The sequence below is a fragment of the Maribellus maritimus genome, assembly GCF_022267315.1.
Taxonomy (GTDB): domain Bacteria; phylum Bacteroidota; class Bacteroidia; order Bacteroidales; family Prolixibacteraceae; genus Draconibacterium; species Draconibacterium maritimum.
Genome location: NZ_JAIKLE010000007.1, coordinates 107,780 through 122,625 on the forward strand (window position 1 = coordinate 107,780; position 14,846 = coordinate 122,625).

General features: G+C 38.5%; 12 protein-coding genes. 7 read left to right on the plus strand and 5 right to left on the minus strand.

The window, feature by feature from the left end; all coding sequences use genetic code 11:
• Positions 1-1,368, plus strand: coding sequence for a Fe-S cluster assembly protein SufD (gene sufD, locus K5G00_RS08355; RefSeq protein WP_238765681.1), 1,368 nt, complete (start codon positions 1-3; stop codon positions 1,366-1,368).
• 108 nt (positions 1,369-1,476) lie between these two features.
• Positions 1,477-2,694, plus strand: coding sequence for an aminotransferase class V-fold PLP-dependent enzyme (locus K5G00_RS08360; RefSeq protein WP_238765682.1), 1,218 nt, complete (start codon positions 1,477-1,479; stop codon positions 2,692-2,694).
• Here K5G00_RS08360 and K5G00_RS08365 read toward each other — a convergent pair.
• Together K5G00_RS08365 and rbr are read right to left on the minus strand one after the other, a co-directional pair.
• Positions 2,689-2,913 carry a DUF6132 family protein gene (locus K5G00_RS08365; RefSeq protein WP_238765683.1) on the minus strand — a complete coding sequence of 75 codons (225 nt, stop codon included), beginning with the start codon at positions 2,911-2,913 and terminating at the stop codon, positions 2,689-2,691. The two genes, K5G00_RS08360 and K5G00_RS08365, sit on opposite strands and share 6 nt — an antisense overlap.
• Positions 2,914-3,017: 104 nt before the next feature.
• Positions 3,018-3,593 carry a rubrerythrin gene (rbr, locus tag K5G00_RS08370; protein WP_238765684.1) on the minus strand — a complete coding sequence of 192 codons (576 nt, stop codon included), beginning with the start codon at positions 3,591-3,593 and terminating at the stop codon, positions 3,018-3,020.
• 176 nt (positions 3,594-3,769) lie between these two features.
• Between rbr and K5G00_RS08375 the strand changes: the two genes are divergently transcribed.
• Positions 3,770-4,192, plus strand: coding sequence for a SufE family protein (locus K5G00_RS08375; RefSeq protein ID WP_238765685.1), 423 nt, complete (start codon positions 3,770-3,772; stop codon positions 4,190-4,192).
• A 16-nt stretch (positions 4,193-4,208) separates the two neighbouring features.
• Positions 4,209-4,514, plus strand: coding sequence for a metal-sulfur cluster assembly factor (locus tag K5G00_RS08380; protein WP_238765686.1), 306 nt, complete (start codon positions 4,209-4,211; stop codon positions 4,512-4,514).
• 45 nt (positions 4,515-4,559) lie between these two features.
• On the opposite strand, the gene K5G00_RS08385 is transcribed toward K5G00_RS08380, so the two are convergent.
• Positions 4,560-5,819, minus strand: a complete 1,260-nt coding sequence (locus tag K5G00_RS08385; protein ID WP_238765687.1) for a mandelate racemase/muconate lactonizing enzyme family protein — start codon at positions 5,817-5,819, stop codon at positions 4,560-4,562.
• 28 nt (positions 5,820-5,847) lie between these two features.
• Here K5G00_RS08385 and queG point away from each other — a divergent pair, with 28 nt between their 5' ends.
• The 3 genes from queG to K5G00_RS08400 all read left to right on the plus strand — a co-directional run bounded on the left by queG (position 5,848) and on the right by K5G00_RS08400 (position 11,044).
• Positions 5,848-6,792 (plus strand): tRNA epoxyqueuosine(34) reductase QueG, encoded by a 945-nt coding sequence (gene queG, locus K5G00_RS08390; protein ID WP_238765688.1) that lies wholly within the window; start codon positions 5,848-5,850, stop codon positions 6,790-6,792.
• Positions 6,785-7,249: a DUF1905 domain-containing protein gene (locus K5G00_RS08395; protein ID WP_238765689.1), complete on the plus strand. Its 465-nt coding sequence runs from the start codon at positions 6,785-6,787 to the stop codon at positions 7,247-7,249. Before queG ends, K5G00_RS08395 begins: the two co-directional genes overlap by 8 nt.
• Before the next feature lie 99 nt (positions 7,250-7,348).
• Complete coding sequence (locus K5G00_RS08400) at positions 7,349-11,044, plus strand: carboxypeptidase-like regulatory domain-containing protein (RefSeq protein WP_238765690.1); 3,696 nt, start codon at positions 7,349-7,351, stop codon at positions 11,042-11,044.
• On the opposite strand, the gene K5G00_RS08405 is transcribed toward K5G00_RS08400, so the two are convergent.
• On the minus strand, positions 11,045-12,274 hold the full coding sequence (locus K5G00_RS08405) for a PLP-dependent transferase (RefSeq protein ID WP_238765691.1): 1,230 nt from the start codon (positions 12,272-12,274) through the stop codon (positions 11,045-11,047).
• A gap of 72 nt (positions 12,275-12,346) precedes the next feature.
• A complete protein-coding gene (locus K5G00_RS08410; RefSeq protein ID WP_238765692.1) occupies positions 12,347-14,734 on the minus strand; it encodes a TonB-dependent receptor in 2,388 nt (795 codons plus the stop codon).
• Between the last annotated feature and the right edge of the window lie 112 nt (positions 14,735-14,846).

The following is a 14,846-nucleotide window of genomic DNA, read 5'->3' on the forward strand; positions in this document are numbered from 1 at the left end:
ATGAGTGTTTTAGTAGAAAAAGCGGATTTATCGCTCAAATATACGGGGCATTACAACGAAGTGAAAGACCTTTTGTTTGAAGGCTCTTCCCATGTTTTAAATGCTCAAAGAAATAAAGCTTTTCAGGATTTTGTAATGCAGGGCATTCCTACACGAAAAAATGAAAATTATAAATACACCAATCTGCAGCCGCAATTTTTGCCTGAATATAAATTTATTCACCAAAGAGAAGAGGTTGAAGCAGATTTAAACGAAGTGTTTCGTTGCGATGTTCCTCAGCTGAATACCCACCTCACGTTGTTAATCAACGGGTGGTATTACCAAAAAAATAAAGAGGCAGAATTACCGGAAGGCGTTATACTTGGAAGCCTGGAAGAGATTGCCAATACCAATCCGGAACTGATTGAAAAGTACTACGCACAAATTGCCAAAACAGAAGAAGATCCTTTGGTAGCCTTAAATACAGCCTTTGCAAAAGACGGATATTTTTTGTACGTCCCAAAAAATGTAACGATTGAAAAACCGTTGCAACTTATTAATTTATTGCAATCGAATAAAGATACTTTTGCCACTCAGCGTAATTTAATTGTAGTAGAATCAGGAGCAAGTTTGCAACTTTTGTTGTGTAACCACACACTGGATTTGAATACCTATCTAAGTAACTCTGTTACTGAGATTTTTGTAGGAGAAAATGCTCATTTTGATTATTATACACTTCAAAATGAACACAACAAAGCTACATCACTGAATTCTGTTTTTATTCAACAGGAAAGAGATTCTACTGCCACCACACATACTTCGTCATTACATGGCGGACTGATTAGAAATAACCTGAAATTTATACTCAACGGCGAAAATGCTGAATCCAATATGTATGGGATGTCGTTTATCGATAAAAAACAGCATGTTGATAATTTCACTCAGGTTATTCATGCCCAACCTCATTGCCAGAGCAACCAGTTGTATAAAAATGTGCTCAACGACCAATCTACCGGAGCATTTGCAGGAAGAATACATGTAATGCGCGACGCACAAAAAACCAACGCATTTCAACGAAACAACAATTTGTTACTCACCGATGCAGCTACTATGCAAACCAAACCTCAGCTGATTATTGATGCTGATGATGTAAAATGCAGCCATGGTGCTACAGTTGGTCAAATCGACGAAGAGGCCTTGTTTTATTTGAGAGCCCGGGGAATTGGCGAAGATAAAGCACGGTTAATGATGATGAATGCGTTTGCACACGAAGTAGTGCAAGAGATAAAAATTGAAGCTCTTCGCGAGCGGATTGATGATCTGGTTGACAAACGTTTAAAAGGCGAAGTAGCACGTTGCCACGAATGTGCGTACAACTGCGAATGTTAGCCAAATAAAAATTCTTCAGATATTCCCGTAGGATTCAGTTGTTTGAACTTGCGGGAATATTTTTTTGCCGCAAAATTATCTACCTTTAGTTTTCTTTACAGGATTAAAATGGATTACAACATTCAAAAAATAAGAAGCTATTTTCCCGTTCTGAACCAAAAAGTTTACAACAAACCGTTTGTATATTTCGACAACGCCGCATCGGCTCAAAAACCAGTGCAGGTCTTAATGACGGAAGAGCGGCTTCACAACGATTTTTACGGGAATATCCACCGGGCAGCGCATTACATGGCCGACCAGGCAACCGTCGAATTTGAAGCAGTTCGTATTAAACTCCAGAAATTTATTAAAGCAGGAGTTCGGGAAGAAATTATTCTTACCAAAGGAACTACTGAAAGCGTAAACCTGGTTGCCCATTCTTTTGGTGAGAAATATATTCAGGAAGGCGATGAAATTATCGTTTCCGAAATGGAACATCATTCAAACATTGTTCCCTGGCAACTGGTAGCAGGCAGAAAAAATGCAACGGTTATAAAACTCCCTTTTACCGATTCGGGTGAACTTCAGTTGGATGTTTTGGAAAAGTTGATCAATCACAAAACAAAAATTATTGCATTGGCACATGTTTCCAATGTTTTGGGAACAATCAATCCTGTAGAAAAGATAGTTCAGATAGCTCATCAAAAAAATGTTCCTGTTTTTATCGACGGGGCACAAGCTGTTCAACATATTCCCGTTGACGTTCAAAAACTGGATGCTGACTTTTATGCCTTTTCTGCACATAAAATGTACGGTCCAAACGGCGTTGGTGTTTTGTACGGTAAACGAAAATGGCTGGATGAAATGCCTCCCTACCAAGGCGGTGGCGAAATGATTTCGGAAGTTTCATTTGAAAAAACAACCTTTAATGAAATACCTTACAAGTTCGAGGCAGGAACACCAAATATTACCAGTGTAGTTGCGTTTGGTTCCGCAATCGATTTGATTACTGAGATTGGGCTGCAAAATATTGGAAAATGGGAAAAGAATATCCTAACTTATGCTGCTTCAAAATTAAAGGAGATCTCCGGAATAAAAATCTATGGTGAGGCACCGGAAAAATCGGGTGTCATTTCATTTAATGTTGGCAATACCCATCCCTACGATATCGGAATGTTACTTGATAAAATGGGAATTGCCGTTCGAACGGGTCATCATTGTGCCGATCCGGTTATGCAACACTACAAAGTTCCCGGAACGATTCGTATTTCCTTTGGAATGTACAACACAAAAGAAGAAGTTGATCTTTTTATCGAGGCATTGAAAAAAGTGCTTGTGATGTTATAAATTCTCTGGTTTTGGTGAAGATTCCTTTTTTCCTTTTTTAGAACTGTTTGGAAAAACATACCCGATCAATGCGCCATAAAGTGTACTGGTATGCCAGTTCGACTGAATCGGGCAGGTTCCGGAAGTACAGCCAATATAATACCAGTAAAGAAATCCGGCCAATGCGCCCAGGAAAAGGCCCACTACTTTCCACTTATACCTCAATAGAAACTGTTTCATAACAAAAAATTTCCACAAAGAAACGCAGAATAGAAAAAATTGAAAGTGATTTGAGTCACATTGAAAAGCGCTTCTCTGCGGATTATAAAAACAGTATTTTTGAATTAGTAATTACTTGCTGCAATTTCAAAATAAGCCTGGTCATGCAAACAGGCCGGACATTTTTTGGGTGCGACAGTCCCTTCGTGTATAAAACCACACTTGCGACATTTCCAGATTACCTTCTCACCACGTTTAAATACCTTCCCCTCTTCCAGATTTGTATATAATGTGCGATACCGTTCTTCGTGTTCTTTTTCCACCCGGGAAATTAATTTAAAAGCATTGGCAATTTCTTTAAAACCTTCCTCCTCGGCTATCCGGGCAAATTCAGGATACAAATCGGTCCACTCTTCGTTTTCACCATCGGCAGCAGCCTTCAAATTTTCAAGGGTAGTCCCAACTTTTCCGGCCGGATACGAGGCTGTGATTTCCACCATTCCACCTTCCAGAAAATCGAAAAACCGTTTAGCGTGCTGGCGCTCGTTTATTGCAGTTTCTTCAAAAATTGCAGCAATTTGTTCCAAGCCTTCTTTTCGCGCTTTTTTAGCAAAATAATCATACCTCATCCGTGCTTGTGATTCACCTGCAAATGCTTTCAATAAATTTTCTTCGGTTTGTGTTCCTTTTAAACTATTCATATCTAAAGATTTTAACTTTTGGTTTTGAACATAAAACTATAAAAAATTAATAACAGACTTTAAGTCAATATTAAGAGTATCCACCTCATTTTAAAGATTCTTAATATGACTAAGAATAGCCATTGTTAAAAAGTAAAATTTTGCGAACTTTGAGTTTTTGTTAAAAGCTAAGATTCATGTCGATAGAAGAAATACAACAGGAAATTATTGATGAATTCTCCATCTACGAAGATTGGATGGACAAATACTCGTATTTGATTGAATTGGGAAATGATTTGAAAAATTTGGACCAAAAAGATAAAAACGACCAGAATTTAATAAAGGGATGTCAATCACGGGTTTGGTTGGTTGCCGAGATGAAGGATGGAAAAATTTATTTCAGGGGAGAAAGTGATGCAGTTATTGTAAAAGGGCTGGTTGCATTGCTTTTACGTGTTGTTTCAGGAAGAACTCCCAAAGAATTGATTGAAAATGATCTTCATTTCATCGATGATTTGGGGCTCAAACAACATCTCTCGCCAACACGCTCAAATGGATTGCTGGCCATGGTAAAACAAATTCGTTTATATGGTGTTGCTTATAGCAAGATTGCAGATTGAGGAAGGAGGAATTAAAATGGACAAAAGAATAGACTTAATTATAAACAACCTGAAAGAAGTATACGACCCGGAGATTCCGGTAAACATATACGACCTTGGATTGATATATAATGTTGATGTTGACGAAAAAAACAATGCGAATATTGTAATGACGCTTACAGCACCGGGCTGCCCTGTTGTTGATATTTTAATGGATGATGTAACGGCAGCAACGCGTGCAGTGGAAGGAATTGAAAATGTAAACATTGACCTTACCTTTGATCCGCCCTGGGATAAATCGATGATGAGTGAAGAAGCCAGGCTGGAGTTGGGTTTCTTTTAAAGACCAAATTCTGACGACGGTTACAAACGTCGTTTTGGAGGAGGTTTACCCTTTAACCAACTTGTGCTTTCCAATAAATTCCGGATCAACTTCAACTCCCAGCCCCGGACCTGACGGAACTTTTACAACACCCTCATTGCTTTTTAAATCTGAAGTTTTACACTCCAGTGGAATTTCTCTGTTAAATCCTTTAAATTCATGAAACGGCCCGGCATTTGGAATCGCCGAAACAAAATGCATCATGTACAAATACCCCAAACCGGACCCTGAAATATGGGGAACACAAATTTTCCCTGAAGCGTCAGCCATACGCGCCACTTTCATGGAACGAAGCATTCCGCCAAAATAAAAAATATCGGGCTGTACAATCTGCAACGCATCATGGGCAATCAGCCACCTAAAATTATACATGCTGGGTTCCTGTTCGCCACCGGCAATAGGTACTGTCAGTGCTTTTGCTACTTCAAGCGTTTCTTCATACCAATCAAACGGAACGGGTTCTTCATAAAAATCAATTTTATACTCTTGCAAAATTCTCCCTATCCTGATGGCTTCCTCAATCGTATAAGATCCGTTGGAATCTGCATAAATTGTCATATTCTCTCCAAATGTTTTACGAACAAGCGGAATCAACTCTTCCGTTCTTCCCGGGGGATAATCGGCATTATTACTCATTCTTCCGCCAATTTTAAATTTCACGGCTTTTGACTGTGTTTCTCCCACCTGTCTTTTTATTCCCTCAATAGACTCCTTTGCTGTTTTTCCTCTGAAATTATTTGCCTGATATACCGCAATTTCAATTTGATGAATTTCTCCGATTAGTTCCCCCATCGGTTTTCCGGCAATTCTCCCTAACATATCCAAAATAGCAAATTCGATGGTAGCCAGCGGAACCCAAAGCGCCAGACTTTGCAATTTATAGTTGCTTTGATAAACATACACCTCATCCAGAATTTTTTCCAAATCGCGGGCATCTTTCCCCGGGAAAAATGGCTGAAGCCGCTTAGTAAAAATGGGATACAAAGAAATCATCTGCATGTTGTTTCCAACGGATATTCCTTCCGCACCCCCGGTTGACCTTACCCTGCAAATAAAATTATCTTCGTATCTTAATAATTCCAATGTTTCAATAATTACGGGATCAGGGAATAGTTCCTTTTTTAGAACCTGCTTTGTCAGCATCTTATCGAGCACTGAATAATCCATTTTATCATTACTCTGAAATGCAGATGAAGGATTTGACACAGCAGTTCCGACAACTGCGAGCGAAGAGCTTTTTAAAAAGTTACGGCGATTTAGGTTCATTTTGTTTAGTTTACTATTTTTATAAAACATGCAGGAAAAAAAACACTTATCAAATATACTAAAATCCAAAGCGAAAGATTTAGGCTTTCTGGAATGTGCTGTACTTCAGGTCCAAGAGCTGGTCGGTGAGAAAGAGTATTTTCATAAATGGCTTAACAAAGAGATGCATGGTGAAATGGGCTACATGGCAAGAAATATCGACAAACGACTGAATCCTGAGTTGTTAGTAGAGAATGCCAAAACAATAATTATAGTTCTTCAGAATTACTATCCTCAAACAAAACAAAAAAATTCCGATGCCCCGATACTTTCAAAATATGCTTACGGGACCGACTATCATTTTGTAATGAAAGACAAGTTAAAAAAGCTGCTTTCTTTTATTCAGAATGAGATTGAACCTTGCAACGGACGACCCTTTGTTGATTCGGCACCTGTCTTGGAACGTGCCTGGGCAAAATGTGCCGGATTGGGCTGGATTGGTAAAAACAGCAATCTTATCTCGGTAACACACGGAAGTTTCTTTTTTATCGGGGAACTAATTCTTGATATTGAACTTCCCTACGACGAAGCCAAACTGGTTCGCGACCACTGTGGAAATTGTACACGCTGCATTGATGCCTGCCCAACAAAAGCAATTGTTACCAACCATGTAGTTGATGCCCGAAAATGTATTTCCTATCAAACCATTGAATTAAAAGGAGATTTGGATAAAAATCTAAAAGGACTATTTGAGAACCGCGTGTTTGGTTGCGACATTTGCCAGGATGTTTGTCCCTGGAATTTAAAATCGACGGCACACAACGAGCCCAATTTTGAACCTCGCCCTGAATTAATGGAATTGTCAAAAAAAGATTGGCTTAATATCGAAAAACCATTGTTTAACGAACTATTTAAAAATTCGGCGGTAAAACGAACCGGATTTAAAGGCTTGAAACGCAACCTCAAATTTCTTCAGCAGGAAAACGATGACTAAAAAATACGAATACGAAACCGTTCTGCTTAAAGGGCCGCAACTGGGTGTTTTTGCCGAATTCCCTTATGAAAGTGCAAAGGAATTTGGCACACGAAAAGCCATTCGTGTAAAAGCTGCATTCGACGGAAAAATGTACCGGATGAGTTTACTTCCTCACGGAAACGGCACCCATTGGCTGCACCTGAAAAAAGACATCCGCGATGCGATTGGAAAAACCGAAGGAGACAGCGTTCATATTGTTGTTGAAAAAGATGAAGCTCCCCCGGAAATTAAGGTTCCGGAATATTTGCAATGGCTCCTCGATGATGACCCGAAAATGATGAGAGCATTTAATAAACTGAGCTATTCTGCTAAAAAATTCTGGGTCGGATTTATTGACGAACCAAAATCAAAAGACGGGAAAGTTACACGTGTGAACCGTTTTTTTGAATTTCTGATGGAAAACAAAATGAAGTGAAATGATTTCTCCAAACCATATTTCAGAACAAAAGTGATTGCAAAGGCATATGTTTTGGAACAATTTTTGCTGACAATCAGCCAACTAAACTAATCCACTATGCCAACACACCGTATTATATTACTGCTTATTTTGTTGGAAAATGTTTTTGCAATTCATTCCCAAAATGTGGAAGCATTTATAAAAGAGCCAAACACCATGAGATTTCAAAAACTCTATCTCCACACCGACCGGGAATTTTATTTTTCGGGAGATACCCTGTGGTTTGCAGCTTATCTTGTTGAAGGACAATCACACATACCGGTCTCTGAGTCGTGTAACTTATACGTCGATTTAATTGGTGAAGATGGTGAAATTATAAAAAACGAAATATTTCTAATTCAAACAGGATTGGGCCGGGGTTGGCTTTCGCTTTCCAATTCCACTGAACTGGAAGGAAACTATTTGCTGCGTGCCTATACCGACTACCTAAAGAACTTTGGCGACGACGCCTTTTTCACCAAAACCATCAGAATTTCCACCGTTAAAAATTCTTTTGAACTATCTTCGAGCCAGCTGAGTATTGATAAAGACTGGGCTCTTGACACACTAAGTCAAATTTCAGCCGGAGAATCACTGGAAACCAGAATCGATGTTTCATTTCTTCCGGAAGGTGGTTTTCTGCTTGTCGGCGAATCGAATTGTGTAACGTTTAAAGCAACTGATAAATCAGGAAAAGGAATTCCGGTTTCGGGAACTCTCCTGGATGAAAAAAAACAACCAGTATTAACTTTTCAATCCATTTACAAAGGTGCCGGAAAGTTTTATTTCTATCCAAAAGCCGGGGAAACATACACTGCACAAATTGGAGAAACCCATTTTGAACTTCCTGAGGTAAAAGAAAGTGGCGCAAAACTAAAACTGGTAAATCAGGGAAAACGACAGATACAATTGGTTGTTCAGGGGAAAGATACGGGCCGAGGACAGTGGACTCTTGTTGGGATGAATAGAGGCAGGGGTTTATTTTACTTGGAAATCACCCGCAAAAAAATAAATTCCATTCTTAAAATAGACATTGAAAAACTGCGGAGTGGAATCAACCGACTGGTACTGCTTGACGACAATTTAAAGCCGGTTTCCGAGCGACTGGTTTTTATTAGCGACAATATTAACCATCTGCAGGTCCGGTTAAACGACAAGCAACTGTCAACCCGCGAAATCGTTCAGGTAGATATTCAAGACACAGTCGGTTCCGAGATATCATTTCTCTCAATGGCTGTAGTCGATGAAAACTACCTGAATGCCACCGGAGTTTCACAAAACATGGCTTCATATTTACTGCTTGATTCAGAGTTAAAAGGCCATATTGAAACACCGGCCGATTATTCTATTTCCGACGATTCGCTCGACTCGCAAACCAAACTAGATTTGCTGATGACAATAAACGGATGGAGCAATTACATTTGGAATGATTTAGATAAAGATTCTGCAGAAATAAAGTTTGAGCCACAACTGGGATTTAGTTTTCAGGGACAGGTAAAACGAGCAATCGGAAACAAAACTCTCCCTGAAGGCGATGTTACCATGATGCTTTTTAAAAACGACAGTACAACTCAAATCATTGACCAGCCGCTTGATAAAAACGGAAATTTCAAATTCAGTAAGATCTTTTTTACCGACTCAGCCTCTGTTTTTGTTCAGGCACGCAATAAACGAAACAAAAACAGCGTACAGTTTGAAATGGAACTACCACAAATAACTCCTCCTCCAATCGACAATCAACAATTACATGTTTTACAGGATTTTACCGGTATTCCTTTATCTCTATACCGGCAACGCTACCTGAATGACTTACGGTTAAAGGAATTTTACCCGAACAGAGATACACGATTGATTGACGAAATTAATGTTACAGCGCGAAAACCCGAACCAAAAATAAAAACCGGAACACCTCAGAAAAATAAAGGCGCATATCAATTAACGGGGGAAATGACCGCCGGCAGCTTAGACATTGTGCAATATCTTGCTACAAGAGTCCCCGGTGTTTATTCTTTTCTAATATGGAATGAGGAGAAAAAAAAGAACGAAGTATTTATTAAAGTAAGAACCGGAGAAACGAGTGGAATTGCAAATTTTTTTATTGACGGTTACCGGTACATAGAATACGATGAAGCCCGAAGTTACAACATCAGTGATATCAAAACAATTGAGATTATCTCTCCACCAATGTCTTATGCTTTTGGAGCACGTGCAATGTGGGGAGCAATAAACCTAACCTTTAAAACCAGTGAAGAAAGAGCTTTGGACAGGCCACTGTTAGGTGGAATGGTAGAAAAGATAGAAGGTTTTGCATCCTTTAAAGAATTCTATTCACCGGAATACACAACGGAAAATGTAAAAGATGAAGCGCCTGATTTCAGAAATACTTTATACTGGAATCCGAATCTTATTTTAGGAAATGGCGTTGCGGAAGTTTTATTTTTTACCTGCGATAATGTTTCGCGCTACAAAGTTCTGGTGGAAGGAATTTCGGGAAACGGGCAGATTTGTTTGGGAAGTGCTGATTTTACTGTTGCCCGGTTCCGAAATTCAGACGCAGATACAGAAAATTCAACAATAGAAAAAAGGAAAAATACAGCGGATTCAAAAACAGTTAGTCCTGAAAGCAGTATGCAGGCGGAGAATGATATTGAAAGAACAATTTCCGGAGAAAGTAAAAGCACCGGCAAAAACGTTATTTCCGGAACAGTTCTAAACAACAACGGCACTCCGGTTGAATTTGCCACGTTGTACAACCTAGGGAGAAAAACTTCGTGTATTACCGATGAGAATGGATTTTTTAGACTTGAAGCGCAGGTAAACGATTCGATTGAAATAAAACATTTAAATTATAAAAAAACACGTTTCCTGATCGATAATAAAATCGAAAATTTTGTTCTTTCATCCAAAGACTTTCAAATTGAAGAAGTATTGGTTTCACCACAATTTGCTTTCAACCTTTTTAACAGAAGCTGCGAAAACACCTGGAAAACATTTGAAGATGAAAACGTCTCCCGGGCTTATGCAAAATGTACCCGAAAATTATATGGCGAAACAGTTGCACAGGAGGCCTTTTTGGATTTGGATATTGTTCAAAAAAAACTTCGCTCATACAAAAAGGGCGAAAAAACAAATATTTACCGGATTCAGGAGAAAATAGAAAAAAACGGAGAAATTCAGGACAACGATTTTTTGATTGATTTGAATTTATTCTACCCGCCCGTTCAGCAAATTTACTGGGTTGATTTACCCAAACAATTCAACTATCTGAAAAAAGAAGAAAGTAACTTTATAAAATTAATTCTTGCCAGCAAAACAAAGTACGATCACAAATGTAACATTGAAGTAATCATTAATAAAAAAGATACTACGCTGCTTTCGTTTGCGATGGTAAAAAAAGACATTAAACTTCCCTATTTACATTCAAAACTGGTTTTTGAAAAAGCACAGGAAGTATGGGATACAATTCCTGTTCAGAAAACGTATCATTACATTAAGTATGATTATTCTGATGGATTTGGATATTTATCGGAATACGTGCAGGGTGCGGTTATTAGTCCGGGGCGGGAAATAGAAGTTTCTGAACATTTAAAAACATACAAAAACGGCGTTGAATCGCTGGCAATCCGAAAAAACCGTAAACGTATTTTTGGCAACAGAATTATTTTACGTTCAATTCAAAACCGATACGAAACCGAGTTTTGGGAAAACCAGTATGCAACAGGAACATCTCCTTATGATTTTAATACTTTGGAAAATCTAAAAATAAAAGACTAATTAAGAAAGAGCCTGCTTGATATCTGCAATCAAATCTTCCACGTTTTCAATCCCAACGGAAAGCCGCATCATGGTATCACGCACGTCGGCAATTTTCCTTTCTTCTTCCGAAAATTCAGCGTAAATTGTTGAATACGGGTGGATAATCAGTGTTTTGTTATCATTTAAATTGGTGGCCCGCCGGATTATTTGCAACTTGTTCATAAACGCAAAACAAGCTTCTTTTGATTCAAGGTCGAAGGTCATAATTGTTCCCGGAATTCCGTTAAAATATTTTTGTGCGAGAAAGTTTCGCGAATCGAATTCCAAACCCGGATACCCAACCTTTTTTACTTTCTGATTAGAGCTTAAGAATTTTCCCAAAGCCAGGCAGTTTTGATAACATTTTTCGACCCGAAGCTCCAGAATATCCAACCCCTGGATCAGAAACTTTGCGGTTTGAGGTGCCATGCTTCCCCCGGTGTTGCGGTAAATATTTTTGCGGAGTTTTACAATAAACGAATTGTCCTTAAATTTCTCTATAAATTTTTTTAAGTTGGGATTCAGACGCCAATCGTAATTTCCGTGATCGATAACAACGCCACCAAAAGCAGTTCCACCAGAGATGTGTTTGGTTGCTGAAAAAACCTCAATATTTACCCCCAACTTCCTGGCATTAAAAACATTGGGAGGGGTTACGGTGCTATCTGATATTAAAAGAATTCCATGTTTGCGGGAAATTCCGGACAACATCTCAATATCAGCAATTTCCAACTGCGGATTGGTAACTGTTTCAAAATAAATGGCTCGCGTATTTTTATCAATCAGTTTTTCAACCTCCCTGCTGTCCTTCAAATCAGAAAACCGGACATCTATTCCAAAATCCGGCAATGTTTGCTGAAATAACGATAGGGTATGTCCAAACAATTGATTCCCTGAAATGATATTATCTCCCGATTTTGAAATAGCCAGAATTGTATTTGAAATGGCAGCCATACCCGAACTTACCGCCAATACTCCATTGCTTTGGGTTAACGTTTTTATTTTTAACTCAAAAAATTCTACTGTCGGACTCGATGCACGTGAATAAGTATGAGCCACATATTCGCCTTTAAAATTGGCCTCGATTTGTTCTGCTGAATCAAATTCAAAAGCAACACTCTCATAAAGCGGAATCTGTAAGCTTTTATGAGGGTCTTTTTTGGGATAGGGTATATTTAAAGAAAGTGTTGTGAATCCTGCTTTTTCCATACAATTCATATTTCGGGGCAAGTTACACAAACTTCAAAAAAACAAAACAAGAATTACAAAAATTTATTCCAACTAAAATACGACTCGAAATAAAGCTGTTGGCAAAAAACCTTGCTGATAAGTATACAATGTTTTTCCAGTTGCCGGATCAAATGTTTCCGAAAAGATATTATCACGGTCAGTTACATTTATAAAATCAAGAGCGAGTTCTGCACTTACCCCTTTCATGTTATGCTTAAATGTAACTTTTGAATCTGCTTTTAAATAATCTTTATTTCGCTTAGAATATGCTTTCGAATCATCATAAACGACTTCTCCTGCCATCAAAGAAGCTTCTTTGTCGACGTAAAGCGCACGTATTCCACCACTCCAAACAACCCTAAAATTAAAATCTAGTGAACTTCTTCTTCCGATAGGAAATTCAAAACCCAACAAACCATTTGCGGCATAGTTTGAGGCAAATACAGTATGCCTCCATACACCATCGCTGGGTTTATAACGTGAGTCAAACAATGACGTCGTCATCAAAAAATACCAATTACTGCTTAAATACTTCTCAAGAGTCAACTCAACACCATAGTTTTTACCAAGTCCTTCATTTACCAAACTATCGTTGTCGTATGTGCCGTTATAATAAGATGCACCTAAATTGACCACTGAAAATGTTGAAGACTTTGTTTCAACCGGAATATTCCATAAATCCTGCAGATATCCTTCGATTTTAAGGCTCCAGTTGTCAGCAATTTTATTTGTGTAGCCAACAATAAAATGTTGTGAATGCGAAAACTCCAAATCATCGCAAGTTCGCCAGTATTCGGTTCTGTCCTCATTTGCTGTTTCCACAAAATACACAGGCAATGTTTGTGTTTGTGAATGGATACCATACCCCAACCTTAACGATTGAGACCTTCCGAAGCTCCAGCTAAATCCAACCCTTGGCTCAAAAGAATTGGTTTCATTAAGAAGGAGATATTGACTGTGTAATCCAGCATAAATATCTGTTCGGCTTGAAAAACGATGTTTCCATTCTGCAAACCCCTGGAGTAAATCAAGTGCCTCGTTATCCAAATCAATCAAATAATAAAATCCGCCCAAGTGATCAACACTGTCAATTTGGTCAATCCATTTATGCTTTAAAGATGCTCCTATCGAAAAAGTATTTTTTGAATTTATTTTTTTCGTAAAATGCATCGACATTGAAGCCTGCTGCTCTACCGTATTTGAAGAATAATATAACTCCTGCGTATTATCCGGCATAATCGAATCGAGAGAGATGTTTGATTTTTGACCTGAATATGAGAAGGACGTTAAAAGGTTTGACTTTTCTCCAAATAATATTTTATGCGTCAAGCCCGCCACTCCCATTTTAGTCTGATTGGTCAGATCGGTATTTTCGATTGGATTAAACTGGTCCGTAGAATTTTCTGCTCCTACTTTAATATCGTCAATTCCCCCCAAGCCAAAAATAGAAAATGTACCTAGCTTTTCGGTCGGGAAAAAAAACTTGAAATTAATGTCAGTGTAAGTAGGAATGGCACCTCCAACAATATCAAAACCTAAATCTTGCAGAACATCCAGAAACGAATATCGCCAGTTTATCATATACGATGCCTTATGTTTTTTTGAAAATGGTCCTTCCAGCCCTGCTTCGTATCCGTTAAGTCCGGCCTGAAGCACAAATTCATGCTTCTGTGTGTTCCCGTTTCTCATGTTTAAATCGAAAACTCCTGCCAGTGCATTTCCATATTGTGCAGGAAAGGCTCCCGTAAAAAAATCGGAGCGGGTTAGCAAGTTACTGTTAAGCATACTTACGGGTCCTCCTGAAGTTCCCTGAACTGCAAAATGATTTGGATTAGGGATATCAACGCCTTCTAACCTCCAAAGCAGACCTGTAGGAGAGTTTCCCCTTATAATAATATCGTTCCTGGTATCATTACTGGAAGTAAGAACCCCTGCAAAGTTGGTTGCCATTCGGGCCGGATCCGACCAACTTCCCGCATAACGTTCCGTTTCTTCAATCGTAAACGAGCGAGCGCTAATGGTTGCCATTTTATTGATTACTTCTCCTTTTTTATATGCTCTGACAACGACCTCATCCAAATTGGTTACACTCTCAACCATTTCTACATTAAGAATTGCTTCCTTTCCTGAACTTACGATTATATTTTGCATAAAAACAGGTTCATAACCAATGAAGGTAAACATAAAGTTATTCCTCCCAACCGGGACATTTTTTAACACAAACTCACCATTTGCATCAGATGCAGTCCCAACATTGTCAGAGGGGTTGTTTAAAATTATGTTTACTCCGGGAATTGATGCAGAGGTTACCTTATCTATTATTTTACCTCTAACTGTCTGGGTATATTGGGCTCTTACAGAAACACATCCAACAAATAAAATCCCGAAAATCAATAAAACCTTATTCCCTGTAGGCCCACTAAATTTTTCTGTTTTCATTAAAATTTAAAAAATGTCTTTTCTATTCCGAAAAAAAACAAAGATAATTCTTAATTTTACATCTGGAAATAAACATCCGTTCAAAATTTAGGAATAGTGGAAACAGTATCAA

Bases quoted from the DNA above. Each gene is read 5' to 3' on its own strand.
- sufD (WP_238765681.1), top strand. From the start codon at position 1: ATGAGTGTTTTAGTAGAAAAAGCGGATTTATCGCTCAAATATACGGGG.
- K5G00_RS08360 (WP_238765682.1), top strand. From the start codon at position 1,477: ATGGATTACAACATTCAAAAAATAAGAAGCTATTTTCCCGTTCTGAAC.
- K5G00_RS08365 (WP_238765683.1), bottom strand. From the start codon at position 2,913: ATGAAACAGTTTCTATTGAGGTATAAGTGGAAAGTAGTGGGCCTTTTC.
- rbr (WP_238765684.1), bottom strand. From the start codon at position 3,593: ATGAATAGTTTAAAAGGAACACAAACCGAAGAAAATTTATTGAAAGCA.
- K5G00_RS08375 (WP_238765685.1), top strand. From the start codon at position 3,770: ATGTCGATAGAAGAAATACAACAGGAAATTATTGATGAATTCTCCATC.
- K5G00_RS08380 (WP_238765686.1), top strand. From the start codon at position 4,209: ATGGACAAAAGAATAGACTTAATTATAAACAACCTGAAAGAAGTATAC.
- K5G00_RS08385 (WP_238765687.1), bottom strand. From the start codon at position 5,819: ATGAACCTAAATCGCCGTAACTTTTTAAAAAGCTCTTCGCTCGCAGTT.
- queG (WP_238765688.1), top strand. From the start codon at position 5,848: ATGCAGGAAAAAAAACACTTATCAAATATACTAAAATCCAAAGCGAAA.
- K5G00_RS08395 (WP_238765689.1), top strand. From the start codon at position 6,785: ATGACTAAAAAATACGAATACGAAACCGTTCTGCTTAAAGGGCCGCAA.
- K5G00_RS08400 (WP_238765690.1), top strand. From the start codon at position 7,349: ATGCCAACACACCGTATTATATTACTGCTTATTTTGTTGGAAAATGTT.
- K5G00_RS08405 (WP_238765691.1), bottom strand. From the start codon at position 12,274: ATGGAAAAAGCAGGATTCACAACACTTTCTTTAAATATACCCTATCCC.
- K5G00_RS08410 (WP_238765692.1), bottom strand. From the start codon at position 14,734: ATGAAAACAGAAAAATTTAGTGGGCCTACAGGGAATAAGGTTTTATTG.